Raw genomic sequence first — 25,981 nt, forward strand, 5'->3', positions numbered from 1 at the left:
ATAGGGGATGTTCCAAAGGTCATCCCAAAAACCAAGGCAATCAGAGTCGGGCCGGAAGCCTTCCGGCCCGGTTCTCCTTGCCCTGGCGCGAAACACATAGGACAAAGTCAGTCCTTTTTCTTCTTTACCACGTCCCAGAAGATCAGGGCGATACAGCCGGCGGCGGCCCCCAGGGCGCAGGCAGCGAAAAACACCTCGATCCAGGCAAAGAGCATCCCAGCCTCTCCGGTGACCAGGTACATCCCCAGCTCGCTGAGGACGATGACCACCAGAAGGACCAGGGGGATGAGCCAGGGCTTCCACTTCTTCTGGAGCAGCACAAACTGGGCCACGGCTCCGATGATGAAGTAGCCCAACGTCACCAGATGGAAGGGGCTGGACCAGTCCCAGGCGTCCAGCATGGCAAAGATGGTATTGAAGGCGTCGATCAGATGAAATTCCATAATAAAGAATCCTTTTTACGTCCTGCCTGCTCGCGGCGGCTCGGACACTTTTTCTTGTCACGCTGCGGCTGTTCGCGACGCGGTCATAAGTCCCTCCGACTGCGGGCAAACCCGGTGCGGCCCGCGGCCTCCCTGGGCTTTGCCCATTCGCTTCGGGCCTTATGCCGCTGCTCACGACGCCTCCGCGCTTCTTTTTACTCAAAACTGTTTTTCTCCGCCCGGCTCAGCAGGGCAGAGGAGGAGAGCTGGGAGATGTAGACGGTGGGAGGGCGGTCCCCCTGTCCCACCACCACAAAGGAACGGGGCAGGTCGTCTCCCAGCCAGACCACCCGGCCCTCAGATTCGGCCCGTTCCAGAAATTCCCGGGTCTTGTAGGCCCAGCTGGCGTTGTCCAGGTCGAAAATACCCAAAATCTCCTTGTGGGGGACCACGACGGATTGGCCCAAGTGCAGATACATGGCGGCTTACTCCTTATGACGGCGGCGGGCGATGAACTTTTTGATCTGGTCCACCACCAGCCAGGTGAGCCACAGGGCCAGAAAGTAGAGGGCCCAGTAGACCAGGATATACGAAACCGGAACGTCGGGCAGAAAGAAAGCCAGCGACCCTGCCATCCCCAGCGCTCCCAGCCCGGCGGGGACCCAGCGGACCCAGCCCTTCTGTCCGAAAACGGTGAGCACAAGCTGGAGAAACATTCCCACACAAAACGGAACGCTGAGTATCACAAGCACAATGACCCCATATACCGCCATCAGTCCCAGAACAGGGGCCACCAACATGACATGAAACATACTTTCTCCTTCTTTATACCAGCCGTCCTCCCTGGATGTGAAAGGCTTTTCCCCCCTCCAGCCCCTCCAGCTTCTCCTCCTCGCAGCAGGTGATGAAAACCTGTCCTCCCTGAATGCGGTTGAGAACGAAAGATTGCCGTTTCGGGTCCAACTCGGACAGCACGTCGTCCAACAGAAGGACGGGCCACTCCCCAGTCTCCTCCTGGAAGATCTCCCGCTGGGCCAGCTTCAGGGACAGGGCGGCGGTACGGGTCTGGCCCTGGGAGCCGTAGGTCTTGGCGGACACCCCGTTGACATCCACCGTCAGATCATCCTTGTGGGGTCCGGACAGGCACTGGCGGGAGTCCAGCTCCGCCTGCCGGTGGGACTCCTGGTGGCTGAGGAGCATGGGCAGGATCTCCCGGGGCGTTTTCAGGGGGTCGTCCACGGTGGACACCGTCTCATACCCCAGCTCCATGGTCTCCCGGCCCCCGGAGAAGTCGGCGTGGATGGCGGGGGCGTGGTCCCGCAGCCGCTTGACAAAGTGGGCCCGGTAGTGGATGAGGATGGCCCCGGTCTGGGCCATGCGCAGGTTGAAGTCGTCCAGGGTCTGGAGCAGGGAGGGGTTCTCCGGCCAATCCCGCAAAATCCGTGTCTTATGCTCATAGAGGCGGTTATATTCCGCCAAGGCCTGGGCGTACCTCGGCCGCAGCTGGCAGATGGCTCCGTCCAGGAATTTCCGCCTGGCCGCGCCCCCCTCCCGGATGAGGTACAGGTCCTCGGGGCAGAACAGCACGGTGGTCAGGATGCCAGCCAGCTCTCCCGCGGTCTTGAGCCGGACCCCGTTGGAAAAGAGCTGCCGTCCCCGGCCCCGGAACAGTTTGGCCTCCAGAGTGAAGTCCCGGTCCCGGCTGCTGACCTCCCCCCTGAGAAAGGCGGAGTCGATGCCCATCTGGATCATCTCTTTGTCGTACCGGGCCCGGTGGGACCGGGCGGAGGACAGGTAGGCGATGGCCTCCAGCAGATTGGTCTTGCCCTGGGCGTTGTCCCCATAGATCAGGTTGACCCGGGGATCAAAGGCGGCCTCTAGGTGGACATAATTCCGGAAAAAGTCCAGTTCCAGGGTCTTGACGATCATTGGACCACCAGTTCCAGCTCGTTGTCGATGGAGCAGCGGTCTCCGGAGCGCATTTTCTTGCCCCGCATGGTGCACACTTCTCCGTTGACGGCCACCCGGCCCTCCTGGATGATGAGCTTGGCGTCGCCACCGGTCTCCACCGCCCCCGCGAATTTCAGCAGGTCCTGGAGCTTGATAAATTCGGTGTGAATTTTGATCTCATGTGATTCCATAATCAGCCTCGCAGAGTTTCGCCGCCGCAGCGGCGAAAGAAATTTTAATCTGTTTTTTCCGGGGACATGTGCCTCGGAAAAAACACTTCTCGGCTCGCAAACGTGCGAGCGCAGCAAGCGCGCTGCAGCGGGCCGCAGCCTTCTCAAACAAGTGGCTTTGCCCCTTGTTTGATCTCAGTTTGCTTTCAATCTGACGGGCAGCACCATATAGATGAACTTCTCCTCCCCCTCGGCGGGCAGGATGACGCAGGGAGCCACCCCGGAGGTGAATTCCAGCCGCAGCTTGTCGGCGGGGGCGTATTTCAGGGCGTCCATCAGATACTTGTTGTTGAAGCCGATCTCCAGCCCCTGGCCGTCGCCCCGGATGGGGCACTGGTCGGCGGCGTCGCCGATGGCGGTCTTGGTGGTGATGGACACCAGGCCGTCCCCAAAGACGCAGCGCAGGGGGGACTTGAGCTTTTCGCTGATGATCAGGGAGACGCGGTCGATGGAGGCGGCCAGGGCCCGGGTGTCGCACTCCACTTTTATGGAGTTGTTCCGGGGAATGGCGTTCTTATAGGGCAGGAACTCGCCCTCCAGCCGGCGGCAGACCAGGACGATTTCCCCGGTCTTGAACATGATGTGCCGGGCGCCCTGGGTGACGGTGATGTCCTCCTCCCCGGCGCAGATCTTCTCTACCTCTCCCAGTGCGGAGCCGGGCACCACGAAGGAGAAGGCGTCGGCCCCCCGCTTCTCCGCCACCTGCTCCCGCCGCAGGGCCAGCCGGTAGCCGTCCACCGAGACTACGGTGAGAGTGTCCCCCTCCACGTCAAAGAGGGAGCCGGTGTGGACGGGGCGGCTCTCGTTGTCGCTGATGGCAAAGAGGGTCTGGGAAATCATGGAGCGAAGGACAGGTTGGGGAAGGGTGAGGCCGTTGACCTGGTCCACGGTGGGCAATTCAGGGAACTCCTCGGGATCGGTGCCCAGAATGTTGAACTCAGACAGGCCGCACTTGATGTTGACCATATATCCGTTGGAGGAGAAAACCACCATGTCGTCGGGCATTTTCCGGACGATCTCCCCGAACAGCCGGGCGGACAGGACCAGAGACCCCTTTTCTGTGATCTCGGAGGGGACAGTGGCCTGGATGCCCGTCTCCAGATTGTAGCCGGTGAGGCGGAGCTGGCTCCCCGCTTCGATGAGGATGCCCTCCATGGCGGGAATGGAGCTTTTGGCGGCTACCGCCCGGGAGGTGACGGACACCGCCGCGGAGAGCAGCGCCTTTTCACAGGAAAATTTCATGAGGATACCTCCAATCGTTTTCTCTCTCAGGTGGGGAGAGGATAGGTTTCTTTTAGTGATAATAGTCGTAGGCGAAAAAAATGTGGAAAAAGAGCACGAACCTTAGAGCGGCAAGGAAAAGACCGTCCACAGGGGGTGTGAAGAAAATTCGGGGGTTTTCCACAGCGTATTTTTGAGAGGAAAGTTTTCCACATGGTTACACGAACATTCCACAATTGGATGTGGAAAATAAGAAGTGCTGAGCCGTCGTGAGCAGTGAGCCTGGACCGGAGCGCGGGTCCGTGCATGCTCTCCCTGTAGGGGCAGGTGCCCTCACCGGGCCGAAACGGAACCGTACGTCAAATCCCATAGGGGCGGGACGGGGGGCGGGGATGTTTCGCCCCCGGGCGAGCTACTTTCCAGGGAAGGAAAGTAGCAAACGGCCCAGGCCGCCTTCTCTTGCCCCTTCGGGGCAATTCACCTCGAGTTCCCCGGGCCTGCGGGCCCGGACCCGATGAGGGTTCTATTTGTAAAGTGTTCCTCGCGTCCGGCGTGCAATATCTGGTTTTGCTGCCTCGCCTTCCGGGCCTTCGGCCCTGGGCAGATAAAACTTGAACGAGACAACCGCTGAAGATTGGCGCCTGAGTTTTCCAATCAGGGTGGCTGCTGCGAAACCTGTCTGCGTGACTGCAAAGCCCGTTTGTGCCTATTCGTAACGGATATTGATATTTGCGGTGATGTCCTTGATGACCTCGCTCTTTTCCGGGTCGTTTTTGGACAGGTCCTCGATGCGCTCGATGGAGTGAAGGACGGTGGTGTGGTCCCGGCCGTCGAACTCCTTGCCGATCTCCTTCAGTGACAGGTTGGTCATCCGGCGGATCAGGTACATGGCGATCTGGCGGGCAAGGGAGATGTCCTTGGCCCGGCCCTGGCCCCGGAGGATGGCGGGCTCGATGTTGTAATATTTACAGACCTCGTCGATGATCACGTCGGCGGTGGGCACGATGTCCGACTTGTCCTTGAACATGTCCTTGACCGCCCGGACCACCGTCTCCTTGTCCACCGTGTCTCCCATCAGGTCCTGATAGGCCATGATCTTGTTGACGGTGCCCTCGATCTGCCGCACGTTGGCGGTGATGTTCTCCGCGATGAGCTGGAGCAGGAATTCGGGGAGCTCCACCCCCATGCGGATGGCCTTATTTTTGATGATGGCCATGCGGGTCTCATAGTCCGGGGGCTGAATATCCGCCAGCAGGCCCCACTCGAACCGGGTCTTCAGACGGTCGTCCAGCCGGAGCAGCTCCTTGGGGGGACGGTCGGAGGTGAAGACGATCTGCTTTTTCAGCTCGTACAGGGTGTTGAAGGTATGGAACATCTCCTCCTGGGTGGAGTCACGGCCGGCGATGAACTGTACGTCGTCCATGAGGAACACGTCGGCCCCCCGGTACTTCTCCCGGAACTCCTGGTTCCGGCCCTCCCGGATGGCCTGGATCAGGTCGATGGTGAAGGCGTCGCCCTTGATGTACACCACCTTGTAGTCGGGATGGGTGTCGTGGATGGTGTGGGCGATGGCGTAGAGCAGATGGGTCTTGCCCAGGCCGGATTCCCCGTAGATGAACAGGGGATTGTAACTCTGCCCCGGGTTATCGGCCACTGCCCGGGCGGCGGCGTGGGCGAATTTGTTAGAGGAACCCACCACGAAGCGCTCGAAGGTATATTCCTCGGTGCCGGGGAGAAAATTGTTCTTGACTGGCTTCTGATAGCTGTCCAGCTCTCCTTCGGTGAGGACGGTTACATCGAAATCAGCGGAAAACAGCTCATACAGGGCTTTTTTGATAAACTGGACGTACCGGGTGGCGATGATGTCCCGCTTGAAGTGGGTGGGGGAGTAGAGGACGAAGCGGTCCTCCTCCAGGGCCACCGGGGTCACGTCATCGAACCAGGTATGGATGGTGGTGGCGGTCATCTCCGACTGCATCAGCTCCACCAGCTTGGTCCATATGTCGGCGGCAGGGTTCATGCCGGAACCTCCTTCTCGTGGTCTAAACTTTCAAAGCGCCTTCTCCCGAATGGGGAGAAGGCGTCTTCCAAAACGCTGAAAAAGCAAAATTCCCACCCATTTATTATACCAAAAAAGGGACTGTACCGCAAGGATTTTACCCTATTTTTTATTTTAAATGTGTATGTGCCGGCCGGATAATTTGTGTGTTCCGCAGAGAAACCACACAAGATATTGAAACGGTGGAAAAAACAAAAAAATTCCGGGGAAAAGGACGAAAAAGATGGTTGACATTCCGGTATTTTATCGTCTATAATGAGCATTACGTTCTCAAAGGAAAGGGGACTTTGTGCCCTTTTTCCGGGGAGCACCGGCCGGAACACCGGCCGGAAGGATACAGACCGCAGCCCGAAGGGGCTGTTGTTGGGCCGGAAAAGCCGGCTTGAAATCTGATGAGGAGGTGTCCCCTATGTCTACGGTTCGTACCTATCAGCCCAAGAAGCGTCAGCGTTCCAAGGAGCATGGCTTCTTCAAGCGCATGGCCACCGCCAATGGCCGCAAGGTGCTGGCTCGCCGCCGCGCCAAGGGCCGCGCTCGTCTGACCCACTGAGGATAGGGGCTTTGGCCCTTACTCTGTCAGAAGATCGGACAAGACCAGATCGTTGAGACACGACGAGAGGACACAGTCGGTATAGATCGCGCAGAAGGGGCGTGGGAGCTTTTCCCCCGCCCCATGTGTGCATACGGATCTTTTTCGCCGCAGACCCGGTTTTCAGGAGGCCAAGGAATGAAATATACCGTTTCTCTGAAACAAAATCACGAGTTCCGCCGCCTGTACAACAAGGGAAAGAGCGCGGTGTCCCCCTACTTCGCCGTCTACTGCCGTCAGACCCGGCGGCCATACAGCCGCCTTGGCATCACCACCGGCGTAAAGCTGGGAAAGGCCGTCAAACGCAACTTTGTCCGCCGCCGCATCCGGGAACTGTACCGCACCAATGAGGAGAAGTTCCTGCCGGGGTTTGACATCGTGGTGGTGGCTCGGACCCGGGCCATCTACGGCCGGTATGCCGACCTGGAGCGCAGCTTTCTCCAGCTGATGAAAAAGCTGGGGATCTTGGCGCCCAAGTGAGGGTGTCCCATGAAACATGTTCTGCTCTCTCTGATCCGGTTCTACCAGAAAAACATCTCTCCCCTGCGCCCCCCCTGCTGCCGCTTTATTCCCACCTGTTCCCAGTATGCCCAGGAGGCGGTGGAGAAGTACGGCGCCCTCAAGGGGGGCTGGCTGGCCCTGCGGCGCGTGCTGAAGTGCCATCCGTTCCACCGGCAGAAGTCCGTTCAGTATGACCCGGTGCCCTGAGAGGGCTGGTCTGCCGCCCCATTTTGAATTGTGGAGGTAACAACGTGGGTATTATCCTGAAACCCTTTGCCTGGCTGCTGCTGTTCTTCTATGAGTTTTTTAACAGCTATGGCATTGCCCTGATCCTGTTTGCCGTCGTGGTCAAACTGATCCTGTTCCCTGTTACCCTGAAGAGCAAAAAGAGCATGATCCAGACCACCATGCTCTCCGGTAAGATGCAGCAGCTGCAGAAGCAGTACGGCAAGGACCGGGAGCGCTATAACCTGGAGGTCCAGAAGCTCTACGAGAAGGAGAAAGTCAACCCCATGGGCGGCTGTCTCTGGTCCCTGATCCCCATGGTGGTGCTCATCGCTCTGTACGGCATCATCCGTGAGCCCCTGACCTACTTCATGGGCCTGAATGCTGACCAGGTGGCCCAAGTGGCTGAGGTCACCGGCATCGCCAACACCGGCGGCTTCCCCCAGATCGCCATGGCGCAGGCCCTCAACGACTCTTCCGTAATGGCCAGCGTCCAGTCCAAGCTGGGTGAGGCCGGTTCCGGCTTGTTCGCCATGAACTTCTCCTTCCTGGGTCTGGACCTGTCCGCCATCCCCAACTGGAAGTTCTGGGCGGGCGGTATCACCTGGAATTCCGTGGGCCTGTTCCTCATGGTCCTGATCTCCACCGTCGTCTCTTTCCTGTCCATGAAGGTGTCCATGGCCACCAACCAGATCAACAAGCAGAGCCAGAACGCCCAGATGGACCAGACCAACAAGATGATGATGTATATGATGCCCCTCATGTCTCTGTGGATCGGCTTCACCCTGCCCGCCGGCCTGTGTGTGTACTGGATCGCCCAGTATGTGATCACCATGGCCCAGGAGGTCATCTGCTCCAAGATGCTGAAGAAGGACTATGAGGCCGCCCGCATCGCCGCCGAGAAGCGGGAGCAGGAGGAGAAAGAGGAAGAAAAGCGCCGCAAGGAAGAAGCCCGTCTGGAGAAGGCCCGCCGCATCGAGGAAGAAAAGCAGAACAAGGGCAAGAAAAAGAAGGGCGCCGTCAAGAAAGACGTGGAGCCCGACCAGGAGGGCGTCAACAAGGATGACAGCCGGGAGGGCATCCGTGCCTATGCCCGGGGCCGCTCCTATATCCCCGGCCGGTTCGGCGGTGTCACCCCTTATACCGACCCCAGCGATCTGATCCGCGCCCAGGCTGAAGCCGAGGCGCAGAAGAAGAACAAGAAGAAGGCCAACTCCGCTCCTGCCGAGGAAAAGAAGCAGGAGGAGAAGGCGGAAACCCCCGCCCAGCTGCCTGCCGAGACTGTGGAAGCCGTTGAGGCCGCTCCCGCCGAAGAAGCGGTCCAGACTGTCGACGCCCCCGTGGAGACCGAGGAGGTCGAAGTGGAAGTGGAGCAGGTCGAGGTGGAAGTGAACGAGGATGAGAACAAGGAGGGTGTCTGACCATGATCAAGTGGATCGAAACCACCGGACGCTCTGAGGAAGACGCAATTGCCGCCGCCCTGTTCCAGCTTGGTCTGGAGCGCGACGACGTGTCCGTGGAAGTGATCGAGCGGGCCAAGTCCGGGTTCCTGGGCTTCGGCAGCAACCCCGCCAAGGTGCGGGTCAGCTATGAGGAGGAGAACGGCGTCCCCAAGGCCAAGACCCGCGACGAGTTCAAAATCGACGTCTTTGCCAAGGAGGAACCCAAGAAGCCGGCGGAAAAGCCTGCCCCCAAGGCGGCTCCCACCCCCGCCGCTCCTGTGGAGAAGAAGACCGAGGCCCCTGCGGAAAAGCCCGTGGAGAAGGCCGAAGCGGCTCCCGCCGCCCCTGTGGTGGAGGAGACCATCCTGGCCGCCAAGCCCGGCTGGCAGCCCCCCAAGAAGAACCAGCCCCGCCCCGAGCGCCGGGAACAGCCCAGAAAGGCCCGCGCCGCCCAGCTTCAGGAGGGCGACGAGGTGCTGATCGGCGGCAGCCAGCGTCCCGCGGCCAAGGAGGTCACCCTGACCCCCGCCCCCGCTGACGACGAGAAGGCCCAGAAGATCAGCCAGTTCCTGGCCGGCCTGATGGAGCATCTGGACGTCCAGGCCACCCCCGAGATCTTTGTCACCGATGAGGGGGGCTATAAGGTCATCCTCCAGGGCAAGGGGCTGGGCGCCATCATTGGCCGCCGGGGCGAGACCCTGGACGCGATCCAGCAGCTGACCAACTACTCCGTCAACCACGGCCAGTCCAAGCGGGTCCGCATCCATGTGGACGCTGAGGGCTACCGGGCAAAGCGGGAGGAGTCCCTCCAGCGCCTGGCCGTCAAGGTGGCGGGCAAGGTGGTCAAGTACCGCAAGAATATGACCCTGGAGCCCATGAACGCCTATGAGCGCCATGTGATCCATACCTCGCTCCAGGATTATCCCAACGTCACCACCTACTCCACCGGTGTGGAGCCCAACCGCCGTACCGTGGTGGCTTATGCTCCCGGTCAGAAATAAGAATCACGGATCAGCGGCGGGAGGAAGTTCCTCCCGCCGCCTTTTCTTTGTGTGACTGATAAGCTGTGAGGGTTCAATTTTTGGTTACACGCCCGGATAATTCCGGGTAGGGCGGAGGCTTGCCCCCGCCGCAAAGTGGTTCCCTGCACATCAGGTTTTATCAAGCCACGATTTTTTCTTTCGTGGCCCATGTACTTAAAGTCCAGGTCATGTAGGGCAAGGGCTCTGCCCTTGCCTTTCCAGGTGCACCAAATACTGGGAGAAATTTGTGCACTTGAACACTTCGCCTGCGGGCGGGACGGGAGATAGGGATGTTTCGCCCCCGGGCGAGGTACTTTTGCAGAGATGAAAAAGTACCCAAAAAATCTCCGGGGGACGGCGGCCAAAGAAAACACGAAAAATTTCCAGCGAGAGAAATTTTTCCGTGCTTTCATGCCGCCTTTCCCCCGGTCCCCCTGTTACGGGGAACGCACTTCTGTTCTGTCGCGGTTTCATCCGGCGCCCATCCTCTGGTTTTGCTGCCCCACCTTCCGGGCTTTTGGCCCTGGGTGGGGAAAACTTGGATTTGAACTGCCACTGCCCACCAGCGCCTGCGTTTCCTAACTGTGCAGCGTGGTTCTTGACTGTACGGTCCGCTCCACTGCGTCAGCTTGATTCAGCGGCAACCCCCATTGGAACCCCACAGAGCGTAGACCGTTGTCCTATCAACGAAAAATTATATATCTTACTGACTCTGATTTTTGGAGGTGTCCCATGCCCACTCCCCTTTACGATGTTCTGGTGAAATACGCCGCCCGAAATCCCGCCCGGTTCCATATGCCGGGGCACAAGGGAACTTCTCTGCCCGCCCCGGAGCTGGCGGGGTTGTCCGCCATCGACGTGACGGAGATCCCGGGCACCGGGAACCTGTACGAGGCGGGGGAGCCCTTCGATTCCGCCCAGAAGCTGTGGGCGGAGGTCTTCGGTTTTGAGCATTGCCAGTTCCTCACCGGAGGGTCCACCATGGGTATCCACACGGGACTGGCCCTGTTCTGCCGGCCGGGGGATCAGGTGCTGGTGGACCGGGGCTGTCACCGGGCGGTGTACAACGCCCTGGCCCTGCTGGACCTGGAGCCTGTTTTTCTGGAACGTCCCTGGCTGCCGGAGCACAATCTGACCGGCCCGTTTTTCCCGGAAGATGTGGAAAAAATGCTGGACATCCACCCGGAAATCAAAACTGTTTGTATTACATCCCCTACTTATTCCGGTTTGTTGTCTGATATTGCGGGGATTTCCCGGGTGATCCACGCCCGGGGTGGAAAACTTTTTGTGGACGGCGCCCACGGCGCCCACCTGCCGTTTCTGTCTGTGGACGCCTTTACCGGGGCGGACGGAGTGGTGGTGTCCGCCCACAAGACGCTCCCCGCCATGGGTCAGTCCGCCCTGCTGTTCACCAACGGGGTGGACCCGGACCAGGTGCGGAGAACAGCCTCCATATACGGCAGCTCCAGCCCCTCCTACCCCATGATGGCCTCCCTGGATCTGGCCCGCCAGTGGCTGCTGGACCACCCGGGGGAATACCGCCGGGCGGCAGACCGGGTGGCCGGGCTGCGGGACAAGTATCCCAGTTTGGGGGCGGTCCTGCCTCTGGACCCCTGCCGGTTTACCCTCAAGGTGAAAAACGGCCCCACCTTTGCCCGCGGCCTGGAGGCCCGGGGAATCTATCCGGAGATGGAGGACGGGGGCCATGTGGTGTTCATCTGCACCGCCTCGGACAGCGAGGAGAATTTCCGCCATCTGGAGGAGGTACTGACGGAAAAGCGGGAAGAAATGGGGGATTGCCCTCCGCTGCCCGCCCCGCCTCTGCCGGAACGGGTGCTCTCGCCCCGGCAGGCCCTGTTCGCGCCCAGCGAGGGACGGAGATTGGCTGACTGTGAGGGGGCGGTCTCCGCGGTCCAGGTGGCGCCCTATCCCCCGGGTGTGCCGGTGGTGGCCCCCGGCGAGCGGATCGGAAAAAAAGAACTTTCTTATTTACGGCAAATAGGATATAATACTATGTTGGAAATACGGACCGTAAAATAACCGGGAATCTGGTCCGTCAGCGAGGAAAATATATGGAGCTTTCATCCCTGGCGGGAAACAGCCGCCTGAAGGAGCTGCTCTCCCACGGGGAGGAGGGCCGCGGCCTGTCCCACGCCTATATCATCTCCGGACCCGCCGGTTCCGGGCGGCACACCCTGGCCCGGCTGCTGGCCGCCGCCATGGTCTGTACTGCCTCTCCGGCAAAGCGGCCCTGCGGCAGCTGCGCCCCCTGCAAAAAGGTGTTGGCGGGCATCCACCCCGATGTGACAGTGATCTCCGGGGCGGGGGAGGGGAAGCCCATTACGGTGGATCAGATCAGGTCCCTCCGGGCCGACGCCCACATCCGTCCCAACGAGGGGGAGCGGAAGGTCTACCTCCTGGAGGGGGCAGACCAGATGAACGCCTCGGCCCAGAACGCCATGCTCAAGCTGCTGGAGGAAGGACCCCAGTACACCGCCTTTTTGCTGCTGGCGGAAAACGGAGGCGGCCTGCTCCAGACGGTGCGCTCCCGGTGTGAGGAGCTGGTCCTGGCCCCTGTTCCGGTACAGGAGTGCCAGGGATGGCTGGAGAGAAAATACCCCCAAAAGACCAAGGAGGAGCTCCGCCGGGCTGCTTTGGACTGCCAGGGCCTGTTGGGCCGGGCGGTGGAGCAGCTGGAGGGAACGGGAGAGAGCCTCCGGGTCCGGGAGGACCAGGCCGAAAAGCTGGCCGGCGCCCTGGAGCAGGGCACGGAATTGGAGCTTTTTGAGGCGGCTATGGTGCTGGACAAGCAGAGCCGGGAGGAACTGCCCAAGCTGCTGGACGCCCTGGAACGGGAGCTGACAGAGCGGATGGCGGGACAGTCAGACCGCCGCCGGCTGTTCCGGGCGGTGGAGCTGACCCGGCAGATCCGGACCGCTGCCCGGCTCAATGCCAATCCCGGCCAACTGGCTGGCTGGCTGTGCGCGGGAATGTTTCTTTGAGAATTAGAAGTTTGGGGGCCGCTTGGGAAGATCGCCTGCAATCCGGCTTCGCCGTAGGGGCGCTTCAACTCCTGCCTCTTCACTTTGAACAGAATAAGGAGAGTCATATGGTAGAGATCATCAGTGTCCGCTTCAAAAACGGCGGAAAGCAATATTACTTCAACCCCGATGGGAAGCAGTTCCAGCTGGGGGACGGGGTCATCGTGGAGACCTCCAGGGGCACCGAGTACGGCGAGTGCGTCCAGGAAAATTCCATGATCGACGAGATCGAGCTCATCGCCCCCCTCCGTCCGGTGGTCCGGAAGGCCACCGAGGAGGACAAGCTGACGGTGGAGCGGAACAAGGAGAAGGAGAAGAAGGCCTTCGCCATTTGCCAGGAGAAGATCGCCGAGCACGGTCTGGACATGAAGCTGGTGGAGGCGGAGTACAGCTTTGAGGGGAACAAGGTCCTCTTCTTCTTCACCTCCGACGGCCGGGTGGACTTCCGGGCCCTGGTGAAGGACCTGGCCAGCACCATCCACGCACGGATCGAGCTGCGCCAGATCGGCGTCCGGGACGAGGCCAAGATGCTGGGCGGCCTGGGTATCTGCGGCCGGCCCTTCTGCTGCTCCCAGTTCCTGGACGAGTTTCAGCCCGTCTCCATCAAAATGGCCAAGACTCAAAACCTGTCTCTGAACCCCACCAAGATCTCCGGCACCTGCGGCCGGCTGATGTGCTGCCTGAAATATGAGCAGGACGCCTATGAGGATTTGGTGAAGAAGGCCCCCAAGCAGGACTCCTTTGTGGAGACCCCCGACGGGGCAGGTACTGTGTCCAGCGTCAACCTCCTGCGCCAGACGGTGCAGGTCCGGCTGGACTCCGCTCCTGAGACCCCCAAGTGCTACCACAACTGTGAGCTGTGCGTCATCCGCAACGGCAAGGGCAAGCGGCCCGAGGATTATGTGGAGCCTCCTCTGGAGGAGCTGGCCAAGCTGCGCCGCCAGCCCGAGGAGAAAGAGGTTCAGATGAGCGAGGAGGAGGCTCTGACCGCCGCGCTGGACGCCGCCTTTGGGGGTGGAAAAACCCAGTCTGAGCCCCCTGAGGAACCGGAGGAGGCCCAGGAGGAGGCCCAGCGCCCCGCCCGGAGCCGCCGGAACCGGAACCGCCGCCGCCCAAAGGCCGAGGGAGAGGCTCCCAAGACTGACCAGTCCGCCGGGAAGCGGGAGAAGCTCCGGGAGGAGAACCAGACGGCCCGTCCGGAGCGCCGCCGCCCCGCCCGGCCGCCCAAAGCCCCCCAGGAGGGGGGCGAGGTGCCCGACGCTCCCCCCGCCTCAAAAGAGGGCGGGGAGAAGAAGTCCTACCGCCGCCGCCGCCGCCGTCCCAGAGGGGGCGGGGACAAGCCCCAGTCCGGCGGACAGGAGTAAAGAACGTCAAAGCGGGCCCCGGCGGGGAGAAAACGCCGGGGCCCGTCTCATTGATGCTGCTTTCCAATAAAGTGCTTGATTTGAAAGCCCGCGTGCGCCGCCGCCTCTCATAAAAACCTGACGCGCGGTCCGCGATAATAAGCTTTTTATTAGATTTTCCCAGGAACATAAAGAGGAAGTGAGGATTTGACCGGATTTTTCAACGCCCTTTCAGCGTCTCTGGTGCTGCTGATGCTGATGTCGGTGGGCTATTTCATGGGAGTTCGGGGCTGGATGACGGCCCAGGAGAAAAAATTCGTCAGCAAGTACATCGTCAACATCGCCGTGCCCTGTAACTGTCTGGTGGGGCTCATGAACAACCTGAGCCACGACCAGCTGGCCCAGGCGGGGGTCATGCTGGTGTCCGCCCTGCTGGGGGTGGGGGTCACCATGCTGCTGTCCATGGCGCTGGCTACCCTGCTGAAGCTGCCCCGGGAGCGCTGGGGCGTGTTCGTGCTGATGGCGGGGCTGTCCAATACCCTGTTTATCGGCATCCCGGTGAGTACCCAGCTCTTTGGAGACGCCTGTCTGCCCTATCTGATGATCTACTACCTCGGGAATACCACTTTCCTCCAGTCCATCGGCTTCGTCCTGATGGAGCGGGCAGGAAATCAGGGCGGCGGAAAGATCACGGTGGGCGGCGTACTGAAAAGCCTGTTCAGCAAACCCCCCATCATTATGGTGATCTTCTCCATTGCCCTCCTGCTGCTGGACCTCCGGCTGCCGGGGCCCATCATGAAGTTCGCCGGGTACATCAGCAACTCCGTCTCTCCCCTGGCTCTGATCTACTGCGGCTTTATCATCTATGAGCTGGGGCTGAAAAATGTCCGCCTGATGCGGGGCCTGCCGCTGATGCTGGTGGTCCGGCTGGGCATCGCCCCGGTGATTTGCCTGGTCTTCTGCCAGCTGTTTGGGATCACCGGCCTGGCCCGGGACGTGTTCATTGTGGAATCCGCCCTGCCTGTGGTCAGCCAGGTGACCGTGATGGCCGGGGCCTACGGTGCAGACGAGCGCTATGCCGCCACCGGAGCCTGCCTGTCCACCCTGGGCAGCTTTATCACCATTCCCATTCTCATGCTGCTGTTGGGGTGAGGAGCGCCAGCCATTCGGTTTTTACAGCAGCGGCGGGGGCAAGCACCCGCCTTACCGGAGGCCCACGGACACCTTACGGCATACCCCATGGGCCGGTTCGGTGAAAAATTTCGTGTCCGCTCAATGATAAAAACGACCCGTCCCGGTGAAAGCCGGAGACGGGTCATTTTTTCGGATAAGGTTTTTTCACATCGGTGCGGCCCAGGAGGTAGTCCACGCTGGTACCGTAATAATCGGCCAGACGGCACAGAACCTCGGGAGGGATCACGTGCTGGCCACATTCATAATAGGAGTAGGAGCGCTGGGGGATGTTGATGGCTTCACCCAATTCCCGCTGGGACAGGTCGTGGTCTTCCCGGAGATCAAGCAGTCTTGAATACATAGTTATCACCGGAATCAGGATAATCTAGAACAAAATGTTCTATTGCATTTTAGATAGTTTCGGTCTAAATTTGCCTTGAGATGATGACCACGGCGAAGGATACAAATGAGCTGCGCCAACTGTATCAGAGCGTCGCGTTTTTGAAAGCAGAGCTGGACAGCTGGCAGGACCGGCTGATCGACCGTTTCACCGCCAGCATGGCGGAATTTGACGGGATCATGGAGTGCTGTGACAGTGTTCTGTATCAGGCTGCGCGGATCTGTGGGCGCTCCCCCGGGGCAGGGGAGGGCCAGGACGAAAGAATTCCCCCGGACCGGGTGTGAGGTCCGGGGGAATTCTGTTTAACAGAAGGTGGTGGTCAGGGTACCGATGCCCTGGATGGTCACGTCCACCCGGTCGCCGGGTTTGAGCCAGTCTTTCTGGTCGGCGGGGTAGCCGTGCATGACCCCCTGGGGCGTGCCGGTGAAGATCAGGTCCCCGGGCTGTAGGGTGAAGTGATGGGACAGGTCGGCAATGATCTGCTGGACGTTGAAGATCATGTCGGAGGTGTTGGAGTTCTGCCGGGTCTCGCCGTTGACTACGCTGGAGATGTCCAGATTGTTGGGGTCCAGCTCTCCGGCAGGGACCAGGTAGGGGCCCACGGGGGCAAAGCCGTCGAAGGTCTTGGACAGCACCCACTGGTTACCCCGGGCGAATTGCAGGTCCCGGGTGGACAGGTCGTTGCCGCAGGTGTAGCCATAGACATAGCTGAGGGCTTCCGCCTCAGACACGTCCCGGGCGGGCTTACCCATTACAACCACCAATTCCGCCTCATAATCATACTCTTTGTAATCGGGCATCAGCCGCACGCAGTCCCCGTGGGCGGCCAGAGCGTTGGAAAACTTGTTGAACAGCACCGGGGCAGGGGGGAGGGGGAGGTTGCACTCCTTGGCGTGCTGCCGGTAGTTCAGGCCGATGCAGAAGATGCGGTCGGTGCCCGTGACCACCGGGGCCAGAGGGGCGTCGGTGAAGCATTGGGCACCGTCGGCCAGAGCGGCCAGCTGGGCCAGGCCCTCGTCCCCGGCGGCGATGGCCTCCCTCATGTCGGCAGGGGCGGGCACTCCCCGGCGGGCGGCCTCCGCCTGGACGTCGATGATGCCCTGTTCTGTCTGAATACCGAGAACGGCCTTGCCGTCCTTCCGGATTTGAACCAGCTTCATGATGATACGCTCCTTTACAAGCGGTGTTTTATAGGAATATGTTACCATACCCCGGTTGGTCCTGCAAGGGGCTGGGAGGACTTCCTTTTGTCCCAAATATAGGATGAGATTCTTAGCTATTTCACCAAACAGCTTTGTTGCGGGCAGTTCCGTAGTATGGTACAATGGTTCCAATCAGAGTTTTTGTATCATATCATCTTTACGGTGGACTTATGAAAGGGATTGTTTATCATGCTGCGGAAAATCAACAATGCCTACAATATCTTTTTTGTTTTCCAGTTTCTTTGCCTTGTGGCTGGAATCTTGGTCTTGCTGCTGACACCTCCAAGCGGTATCTACGTGTTCATTATTTTCGGGCAGGTTATTGCCACGATTATCTTTGGCATTATTGTGAGCAATCTGAGCGACAAGCACCTTTTAGACAAATATCCGTCGGCGGCAATCAAGGTGTCGTTATCGGTGGGGCTCACAGGTTTTCGGATGAAGGGAGATTTGGACGGCCCGCTGCTGGAAAAGGCAAAACTGAATGATGACCAACTGGCAGTGTTGATTCTTCGGAAAAAGAAGTATCTGATCGTGTTTTGCGCTTTCATCGCATTTTTCTTAGGCGGCTTGGCAAGTATTGTTTTTAATTAAATATGCCAAACAAATGATCATAACGGTAAAGTACATAACCCTCCATGCGTTAAATACCAGTTTATAGATATTAATGGAAAAGGGCGCCCGTTTACGGGCGCCCTTTTGATATGGGTAATTATTCCGCTTCCTGGTCGGTCTCCTCCATACGGGTGACTGCGATGCTTAGATCGTCCAGCTGCTTAGCGTCCACCACGTCGGGGCAGGCCATCATCAGGTCGGAGGCGTTCTGGACCTTGGGGAAGGCGATGACGTCCCGGATGGAGGGGGCGCCGGCCATGAGCATGCACAGCCGGTCCAGACCGTAGGCCAGGCCACCGTGAGGGGGCGCGCCGAACTTGAAGGCGTTGACCAGGTGGCCGAAGCGCTCCTGGATGTCCTCCTCGGAGATGCCCAGGGCCTGGAAGGCCTTCTCCTGCATCTCGGGGGTGTTGATGCGGATGGAGCCGCCGCCCAGCTCGGTGCCGTTGAGGACGATGTCGTAGGCACGGGCCCGGCAGTTGGCCTTGTCGGTCAAGATCTTGTCCTCGTCCTCCACCATGGGGGCGGTGAAGGGGTGGTGCATGGCCATATAGCGGTTCTCTTCCTCGGACCACTCGAACATGGGGAACTCGGTGACCCACAGGAACTTGAAGTCCTTGGGGTCCAGCAGGCCCATCTGCTTGGCGATCTCGCAGCGCAGGGCGCCCAGGGCGGCCCACACCACGGTGTTCTTCTCGTCACCCACGATGAGGACCAGGTCCCCGTCCTTGGCCCCGGCACGGTCCAGGATGGCGCGGTTCTCCTCCTCGGTGAGGAACTTGGCGTAGGAGGAGGTCATGTTCCCCTCGTGGAGCCGGGCCCAGGCCAGACCCTTGGCGTGGTAGGTCTTGGCGAAGTCGCCCAGCTTGTCGATCTTCTTCCGGGGGAAGGCGGCGGCACCCCCCTCGATGTTGATGAGGCGGACGGAGCCTCCCGCGGCCACGGGGCCGGAGAACACACCGAAGCCGCAGTCCTTCACGATGTCGGAAATGTCCTTCAGCTCAAATCCGAAGCGCAGGTCGGGCTTGTCGGAGCCGAAGCGGTCCATGGCCTCCCGCCAGGGCATCCGCTGGAAGGGGGTCTGGATGTCCACATCCAGGACCTCCTTGAAGACCCGCTTCAGGAAGCCCTCCTGGATGGTCATGATCTCATCCTCGTTGAGGAAGGACATCTCCAGGTCAATTTGCGTAAACTCCGGCTGGCGGTCGGCGCGTAAATCCTCATCCCGGAAGCACCGGGCGATCTGGAAGTAGCGGTCAAAGCCGGACAGCATCAGCAGCTGCTTGTACTGCTGGGGGGACTGGGGCAGGGCGTAGAACTTGCCGGGGTGGACGCGGCTGGGGACCAGATAGTCCCGGGCGCCCTCGGGAGTGGATTTGGTGAGAATGGGAGTCTCGATTTCCAGGAAGCCCTGCTCGTCAAAGTAGTCCCGGGCAATTTTGGTGATCTTGTGGCGGGTGGCGATGGCCTTCTGCATCTCGGGGCGGCGCAGGTCCAGATAGCGGTACTTCAGCCGCAGCATGTCGTTGGCCTTGGAGTTCTCCACGATCTCGAAGGGGGGCGTCTCCGCCTTGGCCAGCAGCCGCAGCTCGGTGACGTAGATCTCGATATCGCCGGTGGCGATCTTGTTGGTCTTGGCCTCGCGCTCCCGGACCAGGCCGGTGGCGGCGATGACGTACTCGCCCCGGAGGGAGGCGGCCTTGTCAAAGATGGCCTTGTCGGTGCTGTCGTCGAAGGACAGCTGGACCAGGCCGGTGCGGTCCCGCAGGTCTACGAAGATCAGTCCGCCCAGGTCCCGCTGGCGCTGGACCCAGCCGCACACGGACACAGTCTTGCCCGCGTCACTGAGGCGCAGGTCACCGCAGTAATGACTGCGGTGGAAATCCTGAAGATTATCCACGAAAATCAACTCCTAATAGTATTACTGAAACTAAATTCGACAAATGGTATTGAATCAGACTTGGGCAGGGGGGAGGCTCAGCCCTCCGCCCCCTTGTCCAGAATGGGCGTGCCCTGATTGATCTCCTCCAGGCCGGCCTGGATCTGGGCCACGGCCTGGTCATAGGCCAGCTTGACCTGCTCGCCGGTGCGCATGTTCTTGACGGCGGCCACGCCCTCCTTCACCTCGTCGTCGCCCAGGAAGATCACGTAGGGGACGCCCAGCTTGTCGGCGTAGGACATCTTCTGCTTGAACTTCTTCTGCTCGGCGTGGATCTGGGCCCGGATGCCGGCGCTGCGCAGCTGGGTGGCCAGGGCGATGGCGGGGGCCATGTCCTCGGTCATGGGCAGGATCAGGGCGTCTACCGGGGCGGTGTTCATCTGGGCGTTCAGGTAGCCCTGGTCCTCCAGCACGAAGAACAGGCGGGTCAGGCCGATGGAAATACCCACTCCGGGAAGTTGTTTATCGGTGTAATATTCCGCAAGGTTATCATACCGGCCGCCGGAACAGATGGAGCCGATCTCGGGGTGGTCCAGCATGGTGGTCTCGTAGACGGTGCCGGTGTAGTAGTCCAGGCCCCGGGCGATGGTCAGGTCCACGGCGAAGTTGCTTTCGGGGACCCCGAAGGCGGACAGGTGGCGGACCACGGTGTTCAACTCGTCCAGACCCTCGTCAAACAGGGGGTCGCGGCCCCGGTAGCTCTCCAGAGCGCCCAGCACCTCGGCGTTGGTGCCCTTGATGTCGATGAACTTCAAGATCTCGGCGGCCTGCTGGTCGGTGAGGCCGATCTCCTCAGAGGTGAGCAGGTCCCGGACGCTCTTCTCACCGATCTTGTCCAGCTTGTCCACCGTGCGCATGATGTCGCTGGACTTGCGAGTCAGGTCCAGCATGGAATAGAAGCCGTTGAGGATCTTCCGGTTGTTCACCCGGATCTGGAACCGCTTCAGGCCCAGGGCGGTGAAGGTGCGGTAGATGATTGCGGGGATCTCCGCGTCGTTGGAGATGTCCAGCTTGCCGTCACCGATGACGTCCACGTCGGCCTGGTAGAACTCGCGGAAGCGGCCCCGCTGGGCCCGCTCGCCCCGGTAGACCTTGCCGATCTGGAAGCGGCGGAAGGGGAAGGCCAGATTGTTATAGTTCAGGGCCACATACTTGGCCAGGGGAACGGTCAGGTCAAAGCGCAGGGACAGGTCGGTGTCACCCTTCATGAAGCGGTAGATCTGCTTCTCAGTCTCGCCGCCGCCCTTGGCCAGCAGGACCTCGCTGGCCTCGATGAGGGGAGTGTCCAGGGGGGTGTAACCGTAAAGGGAGTAACTCTCCCGGATGATAGAGACCATGCGGTCAAACTGGATCTGCTGGGCAGGGAGCAATTCCATAAAACCGGACAGGGTACGGGGTTGTACTTTAGCCATAAGTCAAAATTCCTTTCTCTTGTTGAAGTCATTCATGTTCATGGGCGCGCGGGGCGCCGGGCTCCGGGAGCCGCGTTTTCATTATCCTTCCCCTTGGGGAAGGTGGTGCGTATGATACTCCTGGCTGGTTTGGTGTCGTGGATGCAATACTTCGTGAATGGGCATCATAAAGGCTCCTTTCTCCAAGATTTGATTTATGGGAAGGTCCCGCCGGGCGGGACGCGATCCGTGAAAGAAGATTTATACTGTGGCGCGGCGGCGTGTCCTCGTGGGACAGGACTGCTTGCCCGAGAGATGAAAAAAGCGCGCTCTCATCCCATGATTGGGACGAGAGCGCGAACCGCGCTTCGTGGTGCCACCCAATTTCGGGCGGCTTCCGGGTCCGCCCCTTTCGCCTTCTGTTGCGGGAAGGGGACCGCACCCGTCTCCGGGTCCGCTGGTAGCGCTGTCTTCACCGGGGCCGGGTCCTGGGGCCCTCTCAACCGTGGGGCCCCTCTCTGTCGGAGGGCGTTCCGGGTACTAATGCGCCGTCATCACGGGGAATGGTGTGATACTACCCCATTTTCGGGAAAAAGTCAAGCCTTACAGGGCGAAGGGGACCCGGTTGGGGTTCATGCCCTCCCGCCAGTCCAGGTCGCCCCGGGCCAGGCCGTGGATCAGCAGCTCAGCGGTGGCCACATTGGTGGCCATGGGGACGGAGTGCTGGTCGCACAGGCGGGAGATATACAAAATGTCCTTGTCCATCTCGTTGTCCAGGGGGGAGTTGAAGAACAGAACCATGTCGATCTCGTTGTAAATGATGCGCTGGCCGATCTGCTCGATGCCGCCGTGTTCATGGGAGAGGAAAAGCTGGACGGACAGGCCGGTGGCGTCAGCCACCATGCGGCCGGTGGCGTTGGTGGCGCAGACGGAGTGTTTGGACAGAATACCGCAGTACGCGGTGCAGAACTGCACCATCAGATCTTGTTTTTTGGTGTGGCTCATGATTGCGATGTTCATGGCGGCGGTACCTCCTTATGATGTAATGAAGCGGAGGGTATTAGCGGATGCGCATAATGGGGACCTGGCGGCCTTCCAGCCGCTGGGCGATGTTCCAGCAGGCAAGGGCAGCGCCCCGGTGGCCCCGGCTGGTCAGAGGCAGCCCCTGGTTGGCGCACAGGATGACCTGGGGGTCCTCGGGGACCACGCCGATGAGGGGCAGGCCGGCGGTGTTCATGGCGTCATCGATGGTGGTGCGCAGCTTGCGCAGCAGTCTGGGCTGGATGCGGTTCATGACCAAATGCACCTGGCGGATGTGATCCAGCTCCGCCACCGTCCGCTGGGCGTCCCGAAGGGACGAGGCGTCATTGGTGGCCACCACCAGTACCCGGTCGGCCCCGCAGGTGGCCAGTCGGAAGCCGGTGCCAAGACCGGCGGGAGAGTCGATGAGCACATAGTCATACATGCCGCCGGCGGTGCGCAGCAGGGCGCGGACCTTGTCGGCGGTCAGGCTGGCGGGGAGGGACAGGGGGGCGGTCAGCAGGGACAGGCCCTTCAGGTCGGGGTGGGATACTGCCGCCCGGGCCAGGGGGCAGCGACCCAGAGCCACGTCGGAGAAATCCATCAGAGCCCGGTCGTTGAGCCCCAACGAGATGTCCAGATTGCGCAGCCCAATGTCCATATCGATGCACAGTACGCTCCGGCCCATCAGGGCCAGTGAGGCGGCAACGCCGCCGGTGATGGAGGTTTTTCCGGTTCCTCCCTTTCCGGAGGTGACTGTAATAATGGTTCCCATGGAATATCCTCCCATCTCACCAAGTTAAAGTGTACCACAAATCTCAGTCGCGTCAATGGTTTTGGTCCAAACTTTTGAGAAAATTTAACAATTTAGCAGAATAATGCAAAGAATGGGGGATCATAAGGGATCTTTTTGAATTTTTGCCCACCGCCGGGGATAACCCTTCAAGGTTGGGGCCACCTTTTCAATAACCACGATCCGGTGGGTGACGCCGCTGCCGGGGATGGTGTAATCCACCCGGTCCCGGACCCGGCCCCCCATCATCTTGACGGCCCGGGCGGCTCCTTCGATCTCCCCGTCGCTGTCCACCGATTTCATGGCCAGAAACAGGCCGCCCACCTTGACATAGGGCAGGCACAGCTCCGCCAGCAGCCGCAGGTCGGCCACGGCCCGGGCGGTGGCCAAGTCAAAGGAGTCCCGGAAGCCCTTCACCTGGGCCTGCTCCTCGGCCCGGGCGTGGAGGGTGCGGATGCCCGTCAGGGACAGGGAGGAGCACACCTCGTCCAGCCAGTCCAGCCGCTTGTTCAGGGAGTCCAGCAGGGTAACCTCCAGGGAGGGCACCAGAATTTTCAGGGGCAGGCCGGGAAAGCCCGCCCCGGTGCCCACGTCGATGAGGGTCTTCCCTTGAAAATCGGCGCAGTTCAACAGGGCGGCGCAGTCCAGCATGTGGAGCCGGGCCACCTGGTCGGGCTGGGTGATGGCGGTCAGGTTCATGACCTGGTTTTTTTCCAGCAGGAGCCGGCCATATTCTTCCAGCAGCTCCGGGGAATTGCCGGGGACCTGGGAAGTCAGCCCCAGAGCGTCCAGGCCGGCGGTGATGATGTCTCTCATGTCGTTATCCTCCGAAGTTGGACAGCAGCCCCAGAATACCGATGGGCAGGGTGAAGGCGGCCAGGCAGAAGCACGCCAGGGCCAGCACGATGGCGGCTGTCCGGCTGGGGGAGCCGGTGGTTACCCGGCTGACGATCACCAGAACGCCCAGCCCCACCAGCCCGGGGACGGTGAGCAGGGGGGCCAGATTGCCCAGCATGGTCCCAGTGAAGTAGAAATAGGTGGTCAGCGCCAGGAAAATCAGCACATAGACCAGGGCGATCCAGGCCAGGGTCCGCTTGACGGGGGAGGCGGGGGTGTAGCCCTTGTCCTCCTCCGGCTGGTCTTTGGGGCGTTTGTCCTCGGACATTTACTGCTTCTCCTTCAGCAAATCGCGGATCTCCATGAGCAGCTTCTCCTCGGCGGAGGGCTCGGGAGGAGCGGGCTCCTCGGCGGGGGCCTCCTCCTCTTTCTTGCGGTGGAGGTTGTTCAGGGCCTTTACCATGCAGAACACGGCGAAGGCGATGATGATAAAGTCCAGAATGACGGCGATGGTGTTGCCGAAGTTGACGGCCACTTCCTCGCTGACCACGGCGCCCTGGGCGTCCAGGACGGCCTGCTTCAGTACCAGCTTCCAGCTGCTGAAATTGATGCCGCCGGTGAGCATGGAGATCAGGGGCATAATGATGTCGTTGACGATGGAGGTGGTGATCTTGCCGAAAGCGCCGCCGATGACAACGCCGACAGCCATGTCGATCACGTTGCCCCGCATGGCAAAGGTCTTGAATTCTTCCATGAACTTTTTCATTTGATGTTTGCCTCCTTTTTCCTTTGGAAAGAGATGTTTGGATCTGACGGTGCAACCACCGCCACAGGACGCGGCCCAGGGGGGTGAGCAGATAGACGAACAGGGGTTGTCAGCTGCTATGGTCCGGGTGGGTGATGGGGAGCAGAGCAACGGCCCCACAGTACCATGGCGCAGAAGGTCACATTCAGCCAGGGCTGTTCCGTTTTTTGTTAGCCGGTGGACATGGCAGTCTCCGTTCGGATGATGAGTCCCAAAAGCCTTGGGGTAAAAGGCTTTCAAGACTTAGACCGTTCTGGAGCCGTTTTCAGGAGGTGAAATGACCCTGAGATGGTCCGGGGGGCCTGAAAACGGCTGAAAACGGATATAACGAATCGTATAATTCTAAATAAAGATTACTAAATGTTATCGGCAGACACTTGCGCTGGGCCACCGAATAAGAGTGATCTCTTCGGGATCACTTCTTGGGAGTCAGCACCTTGGTACCGCCCATGTAGGGCCACAGCACCTCGGGGATGACCACGGAGCCGTCGGCCTGGAGGTTGTTCTCCAGGAAGGCGATGAGCATACGGGGAGGCGCCACCACGGTGTTGTTCAGGGTGTGGGGCAGGTAGGTGCCCTTCTCGCCCTTGACCCGCATCTTCAGGCGGCGGGCCTGGGCGTCGCCCAGGTTGGAGCAGGAGCAGACCTCAAAGTACTTCTGCTGGCGGGGGGACCAGGCCTCGATGTCGCAGGACTTGACCTTCAGGTCGGCCAGGTCGCCGGAGCAGCACTCCAGCTGGCGGACAGGGATGTCCATGGAGCGGAACAGCTCCACGGAGTACCGCCACATCTTCTCGTACCAGTCCATGGAGTCCTCGGGCTTGCAGACCACGATCATCTCCTGCTTCTCGAACTGGTGGATGCGGTAGACGCCCCGCTCTTCGATGCCGTGGGCGCCCTTCTCCTTGCGGAAGCAGGGGGAGTAGGAGGTAAGGGTCTGGGGCAGGGAGGCCTCGGGGATGATCTGGTCGATGAATTTGCCGATCATGGAGTGCTCGGAGGTGCCGATGAGGTACAGGTCCTCGCCCTCGATCTTGTACATCATGGCCTCCATGTCGGTCTGGGACATGACGCCCTCCACCACGTTGCCGTGGATCATGAAGGGGGGGATGCAGAAGGTGAAGCCCTTGTTGATCATGAAATCCCGGGCGTAGGCCAGCACCGCCTCGTGGAGGCGTGCGATGTCGCCCAGCAGGTAATAGAAGCCGTTGCCGGAGACACGGCCGGCGGCATCCATGTCGATGCCGTTGAAGGACTCCATGATCTCGGTATGGTAGGGGATCTCAAAATCGGGCACCTTGGGCTCGCCGAAGCGCTCCACTTCCACGTTGGCGGAGTCGTCGGGACCGATGGGGACGGAGGGATCGATGATGTTGGGGATGGTGAGCATGATCTTGCGGATGCGGGCGGCCAGCTCGGTCTCCTTAGCCTCCAGGGCGGCCAGCTCGTCGGCGTTGGCCTTCACCTGGGCCTTGACGGCCTCGGCCTCGGCCAGCTTGGAGGGGTCCTTTTTGGCCTGGCCCATGAGCATGCCCACCTGCTTGGACAGGGTGTTGCGGGCGGAGCGCAGCTCGTTGGCCCGGGTCTGGGCGGCGCGGTTCTCCTCGTCCAGAGCCAGCACCTCGTCCACCAGGGGCAGCTTGGCGTCCTGGAACTTCTTCTTGATGTTCTCCTTGACGATCTCGGGGTTCTCCCGGACAAATCTGATATCCAGCATGGTTGTATTCTCTCCTTAATGATATTGAATGGTTTGGGATGTTT

At 60.4% G+C, this 25,981-nt stretch carries 27 protein-coding genes and 1 pseudogene; 11 read left to right on the plus strand and 17 right to left on the minus strand.

The window, feature by feature from the left end; all coding sequences use genetic code 11:
• Positions 1-107: 107 nt before the first annotated feature.
• The 7 genes from I6E42_RS10265 to dnaA form a co-directional block, all read right to left on the minus strand.
• Positions 108-443, minus strand: a complete 336-nt coding sequence (locus I6E42_RS10265) for a hypothetical protein (protein ID WP_235371844.1) — start codon at positions 441-443, stop codon at positions 108-110.
• A 194-nt stretch (positions 444-637) separates the two neighbouring features.
• A complete protein-coding gene (remB, locus tag I6E42_RS10270; protein ID WP_235371845.1) occupies positions 638-901 on the minus strand; it encodes an extracellular matrix regulator RemB in 264 nt (87 codons plus the stop codon).
• 6 nt (positions 902-907) lie between these two features.
• Positions 908-1,234 (minus strand): hypothetical protein, encoded by a 327-nt coding sequence (locus I6E42_RS10275; protein WP_235371846.1) that lies wholly within the window; start codon positions 1,232-1,234, stop codon positions 908-910.
• A gap of 13 nt (positions 1,235-1,247) precedes the next feature.
• Positions 1,248-2,351, minus strand: a complete 1,104-nt coding sequence (gene recF / locus I6E42_RS10280; RefSeq protein ID WP_235371847.1) for a DNA replication/repair protein RecF — start codon at positions 2,349-2,351, stop codon at positions 1,248-1,250.
• On the minus strand, positions 2,348-2,563 hold the full coding sequence (locus I6E42_RS10285) for an RNA-binding S4 domain-containing protein (protein ID WP_235371848.1): 216 nt from the start codon (positions 2,561-2,563) through the stop codon (positions 2,348-2,350). The genes recF and I6E42_RS10285 overlap by 4 nt, the downstream gene beginning before the upstream one ends.
• 174 nt (positions 2,564-2,737) lie before the next feature.
• Positions 2,738-3,844, minus strand: coding sequence for a DNA polymerase III subunit beta (dnaN, locus tag I6E42_RS10290; protein ID WP_235371849.1), 1,107 nt, complete (start codon positions 3,842-3,844; stop codon positions 2,738-2,740).
• A gap of 685 nt (positions 3,845-4,529) precedes the next feature.
• Positions 4,530-5,843: a chromosomal replication initiator protein DnaA gene (gene dnaA, locus I6E42_RS10295; protein WP_235371850.1), complete on the minus strand. Its 1,314-nt coding sequence runs from the start codon at positions 5,841-5,843 to the stop codon at positions 4,530-4,532.
• Between the two features lie 448 nt (positions 5,844-6,291).
• On the opposite strand from dnaA, the gene rpmH reads away from it, so the two are divergent.
• From rpmH to I6E42_RS10340, 9 genes and pseudogenes are all read left to right on the plus strand, one after another.
• Positions 6,292-6,432, plus strand: a complete 141-nt coding sequence (rpmH, locus tag I6E42_RS10300) for a 50S ribosomal protein L34 (protein WP_235371851.1) — start codon at positions 6,292-6,294, stop codon at positions 6,430-6,432.
• Between the two features lie 177 nt (positions 6,433-6,609).
• Complete coding sequence (gene rnpA / locus I6E42_RS10305; protein ID WP_235371852.1) at positions 6,610-6,951, plus strand: ribonuclease P protein component; 342 nt, start codon at positions 6,610-6,612, stop codon at positions 6,949-6,951.
• Between the two features lie 9 nt (positions 6,952-6,960).
• Positions 6,961-7,179 (plus strand): membrane protein insertion efficiency factor YidD, encoded by a 219-nt coding sequence (gene yidD / locus I6E42_RS10310; protein WP_235371853.1) that lies wholly within the window; start codon positions 6,961-6,963, stop codon positions 7,177-7,179.
• Positions 7,180-7,223: 44 nt separating this feature from the next.
• A complete protein-coding gene (locus I6E42_RS10315) occupies positions 7,224-8,618 on the plus strand; it encodes a YidC/Oxa1 family membrane protein insertase (protein WP_235371854.1) in 1,395 nt (464 codons plus the stop codon).
• Positions 8,619-8,620: 2 nt separating this feature from the next.
• Positions 8,621-9,640 carry an RNA-binding cell elongation regulator Jag/EloR gene (gene jag / locus I6E42_RS10320; RefSeq protein ID WP_235371855.1) on the plus strand — a complete coding sequence of 340 codons (1,020 nt, stop codon included), beginning with the start codon at positions 8,621-8,623 and terminating at the stop codon, positions 9,638-9,640.
• Between the two features lie 753 nt (positions 9,641-10,393).
• Positions 10,394-11,701, plus strand: a complete 1,308-nt coding sequence (locus I6E42_RS10325; RefSeq protein ID WP_235371856.1) for an aminotransferase class I/II-fold pyridoxal phosphate-dependent enzyme — start codon at positions 10,394-10,396, stop codon at positions 11,699-11,701.
• 32 nt (positions 11,702-11,733) lie between these two features.
• Complete coding sequence (locus I6E42_RS10330) at positions 11,734-12,663, plus strand: DNA polymerase III subunit (protein WP_235371857.1); 930 nt, start codon at positions 11,734-11,736, stop codon at positions 12,661-12,663.
• Positions 12,664-12,770: 107 nt separating this feature from the next.
• Positions 12,771-13,637: pseudogene (locus I6E42_RS10335) on the plus strand (PSP1 domain-containing protein); the annotation flags it as partial.
• Between the two features lie 615 nt (positions 13,638-14,252).
• A complete protein-coding gene (locus I6E42_RS10340) occupies positions 14,253-15,197 on the plus strand; it encodes an AEC family transporter (protein ID WP_235371859.1) in 945 nt (314 codons plus the stop codon).
• A gap of 163 nt (positions 15,198-15,360) precedes the next feature.
• Here I6E42_RS10340 and I6E42_RS10345 read toward each other — a convergent pair whose 3' ends face one another.
• A complete protein-coding gene (locus I6E42_RS10345) occupies positions 15,361-15,579 on the minus strand; it encodes a helix-turn-helix domain-containing protein (protein ID WP_235371860.1) in 219 nt (72 codons plus the stop codon).
• A 140-nt stretch (positions 15,580-15,719) separates the two neighbouring features.
• Here I6E42_RS10345 and I6E42_RS10350 point away from each other — a divergent pair, with 140 nt between their 5' ends.
• Positions 15,720-15,902, plus strand: a complete 183-nt coding sequence (locus tag I6E42_RS10350) for a hypothetical protein (RefSeq protein WP_235371861.1) — start codon at positions 15,720-15,722, stop codon at positions 15,900-15,902.
• Positions 15,903-15,920: 18 nt separating this feature from the next.
• Here the strand turns inward: I6E42_RS10350 and I6E42_RS10355 are convergent, their stop codons facing one another.
• The gene (locus I6E42_RS10355) at positions 15,921-16,778 is read right to left on the minus strand and encodes a fumarylacetoacetate hydrolase family protein (RefSeq protein ID WP_235371862.1); all 858 of its coding nucleotides are present in this window, start codon (positions 16,776-16,778) and stop codon (positions 15,921-15,923) included.
• Between the two features lie 231 nt (positions 16,779-17,009).
• Here I6E42_RS10355 and I6E42_RS10360 point away from each other — a divergent pair, with 231 nt between their 5' ends.
• On the plus strand, positions 17,010-17,414 hold the full coding sequence (locus I6E42_RS10360) for a hypothetical protein (RefSeq protein ID WP_235371863.1): 405 nt from the start codon (positions 17,010-17,012) through the stop codon (positions 17,412-17,414).
• Between the two features lie 118 nt (positions 17,415-17,532).
• Here I6E42_RS10360 and aspS read toward each other — a convergent pair whose 3' ends face one another.
• The 8 genes from aspS to serS all read right to left on the minus strand — a co-directional run bounded on the left by aspS (position 17,533) and on the right by serS (position 25,937).
• Positions 17,533-19,335, minus strand: a complete 1,803-nt coding sequence (gene aspS / locus I6E42_RS10365) for an aspartate--tRNA ligase (RefSeq protein WP_235371864.1) — start codon at positions 19,333-19,335, stop codon at positions 17,533-17,535.
• A gap of 77 nt (positions 19,336-19,412) precedes the next feature.
• The gene (gene hisS / locus I6E42_RS10370) at positions 19,413-20,786 is read right to left on the minus strand and encodes a histidine--tRNA ligase (protein WP_235371865.1); all 1,374 of its coding nucleotides are present in this window, start codon (positions 20,784-20,786) and stop codon (positions 19,413-19,415) included.
• 582 nt (positions 20,787-21,368) lie between these two features.
• Positions 21,369-21,785 carry a methylglyoxal synthase gene (locus I6E42_RS10375; protein WP_235371866.1) on the minus strand — a complete coding sequence of 139 codons (417 nt, stop codon included), beginning with the start codon at positions 21,783-21,785 and terminating at the stop codon, positions 21,369-21,371.
• A gap of 40 nt (positions 21,786-21,825) precedes the next feature.
• The gene (locus I6E42_RS10380; protein WP_235371867.1) at positions 21,826-22,560 is read right to left on the minus strand and encodes a nucleotide-binding protein; all 735 of its coding nucleotides are present in this window, start codon (positions 22,558-22,560) and stop codon (positions 21,826-21,828) included.
• Positions 22,561-22,680: 120 nt separating this feature from the next.
• Positions 22,681-23,394, minus strand: a complete 714-nt coding sequence (rsmG, locus tag I6E42_RS10385; protein WP_235371868.1) for a 16S rRNA (guanine(527)-N(7))-methyltransferase RsmG — start codon at positions 23,392-23,394, stop codon at positions 22,681-22,683.
• Positions 23,395-23,398: 4 nt separating this feature from the next.
• A complete protein-coding gene (locus tag I6E42_RS10390; protein ID WP_235371869.1) occupies positions 23,399-23,743 on the minus strand; it encodes a hypothetical protein in 345 nt (114 codons plus the stop codon).
• Positions 23,744-24,181 (minus strand): large-conductance mechanosensitive channel protein MscL, encoded by a 438-nt coding sequence (gene mscL, locus I6E42_RS10395; protein ID WP_235371870.1) that lies wholly within the window; start codon positions 24,179-24,181, stop codon positions 23,744-23,746. It abuts the gene before it with no gap.
• Between the two features lie 454 nt (positions 24,182-24,635).
• On the minus strand, positions 24,636-25,937 hold the full coding sequence (gene serS, locus I6E42_RS10400) for a serine--tRNA ligase (RefSeq protein ID WP_235371871.1): 1,302 nt from the start codon (positions 25,935-25,937) through the stop codon (positions 24,636-24,638).
• Positions 25,938-25,981 lie beyond the last annotated feature (44 nt).

This window comes from Pseudoflavonifractor phocaeensis (genome assembly GCF_021531815.1).
GTDB classification, from domain to species: Bacteria; Bacillota; Clostridia; order Oscillospirales; family Oscillospiraceae; genus Lawsonibacter; species Lawsonibacter phocaeensis_A.

What these genes read in the sequence shown, in the direction of transcription:
- I6E42_RS10265 (WP_235371844.1), bottom strand. Translation starts at nt 443, where the DNA reads ATGGAATTTCATCTGATCGACGCCTTCAATACCATCTTTGCCATGCTG.
- remB (WP_235371845.1), bottom strand. Translation starts at nt 901, where the DNA reads ATGTATCTGCACTTGGGCCAATCCGTCGTGGTCCCCCACAAGGAGATT.
- I6E42_RS10275 (WP_235371846.1), bottom strand. Translation starts at nt 1,234, where the DNA reads ATGTTTCATGTCATGTTGGTGGCCCCTGTTCTGGGACTGATGGCGGTA.
- recF (WP_235371847.1), bottom strand. Translation starts at nt 2,351, where the DNA reads ATGATCGTCAAGACCCTGGAACTGGACTTTTTCCGGAATTATGTCCAC.
- I6E42_RS10285 (WP_235371848.1), bottom strand. Translation starts at nt 2,563, where the DNA reads ATGGAATCACATGAGATCAAAATTCACACCGAATTTATCAAGCTCCAG.
- dnaN (WP_235371849.1), bottom strand. Translation starts at nt 3,844, where the DNA reads ATGAAATTTTCCTGTGAAAAGGCGCTGCTCTCCGCGGCGGTGTCCGTC.
- dnaA (WP_235371850.1), bottom strand. Translation starts at nt 5,843, where the DNA reads ATGAACCCTGCCGCCGACATATGGACCAAGCTGGTGGAGCTGATGCAG.
- rpmH (WP_235371851.1), top strand. Translation starts at nt 6,292, where the DNA reads ATGTCTACGGTTCGTACCTATCAGCCCAAGAAGCGTCAGCGTTCCAAG.
- rnpA (WP_235371852.1), top strand. Translation starts at nt 6,610, where the DNA reads ATGAAATATACCGTTTCTCTGAAACAAAATCACGAGTTCCGCCGCCTG.
- yidD (WP_235371853.1), top strand. Translation starts at nt 6,961, where the DNA reads ATGAAACATGTTCTGCTCTCTCTGATCCGGTTCTACCAGAAAAACATC.
- jag (WP_235371855.1), top strand. Translation starts at nt 8,621, where the DNA reads ATGATCAAGTGGATCGAAACCACCGGACGCTCTGAGGAAGACGCAATT.
- I6E42_RS10325 (WP_235371856.1), top strand. Translation starts at nt 10,394, where the DNA reads ATGCCCACTCCCCTTTACGATGTTCTGGTGAAATACGCCGCCCGAAAT.
- I6E42_RS10330 (WP_235371857.1), top strand. Translation starts at nt 11,734, where the DNA reads ATGGAGCTTTCATCCCTGGCGGGAAACAGCCGCCTGAAGGAGCTGCTC.
- I6E42_RS10345 (WP_235371860.1), bottom strand. Translation starts at nt 15,579, where the DNA reads ATGTATTCAAGACTGCTTGATCTCCGGGAAGACCACGACCTGTCCCAG.
- I6E42_RS10355 (WP_235371862.1), bottom strand. Translation starts at nt 16,778, where the DNA reads ATGAAGCTGGTTCAAATCCGGAAGGACGGCAAGGCCGTTCTCGGTATT.
- I6E42_RS10360 (WP_235371863.1), top strand. Translation starts at nt 17,010, where the DNA reads ATGCTGCGGAAAATCAACAATGCCTACAATATCTTTTTTGTTTTCCAG.
- hisS (WP_235371865.1), bottom strand. Translation starts at nt 20,786, where the DNA reads ATGGCTAAAGTACAACCCCGTACCCTGTCCGGTTTTATGGAATTGCTC.
- I6E42_RS10375 (WP_235371866.1), bottom strand. Translation starts at nt 21,785, where the DNA reads ATGAACATCGCAATCATGAGCCACACCAAAAAACAAGATCTGATGGTG.
- I6E42_RS10380 (WP_235371867.1), bottom strand. Translation starts at nt 22,560, where the DNA reads ATGGGAACCATTATTACAGTCACCTCCGGAAAGGGAGGAACCGGAAAA.
- rsmG (WP_235371868.1), bottom strand. Translation starts at nt 23,394, where the DNA reads ATGAGAGACATCATCACCGCCGGCCTGGACGCTCTGGGGCTGACTTCC.
- I6E42_RS10390 (WP_235371869.1), bottom strand. Translation starts at nt 23,743, where the DNA reads ATGTCCGAGGACAAACGCCCCAAAGACCAGCCGGAGGAGGACAAGGGC.
- mscL (WP_235371870.1), bottom strand. Translation starts at nt 24,181, where the DNA reads ATGAAAAAGTTCATGGAAGAATTCAAGACCTTTGCCATGCGGGGCAAC.
- serS (WP_235371871.1), bottom strand. Translation starts at nt 25,937, where the DNA reads ATGCTGGATATCAGATTTGTCCGGGAGAACCCCGAGATCGTCAAGGAG.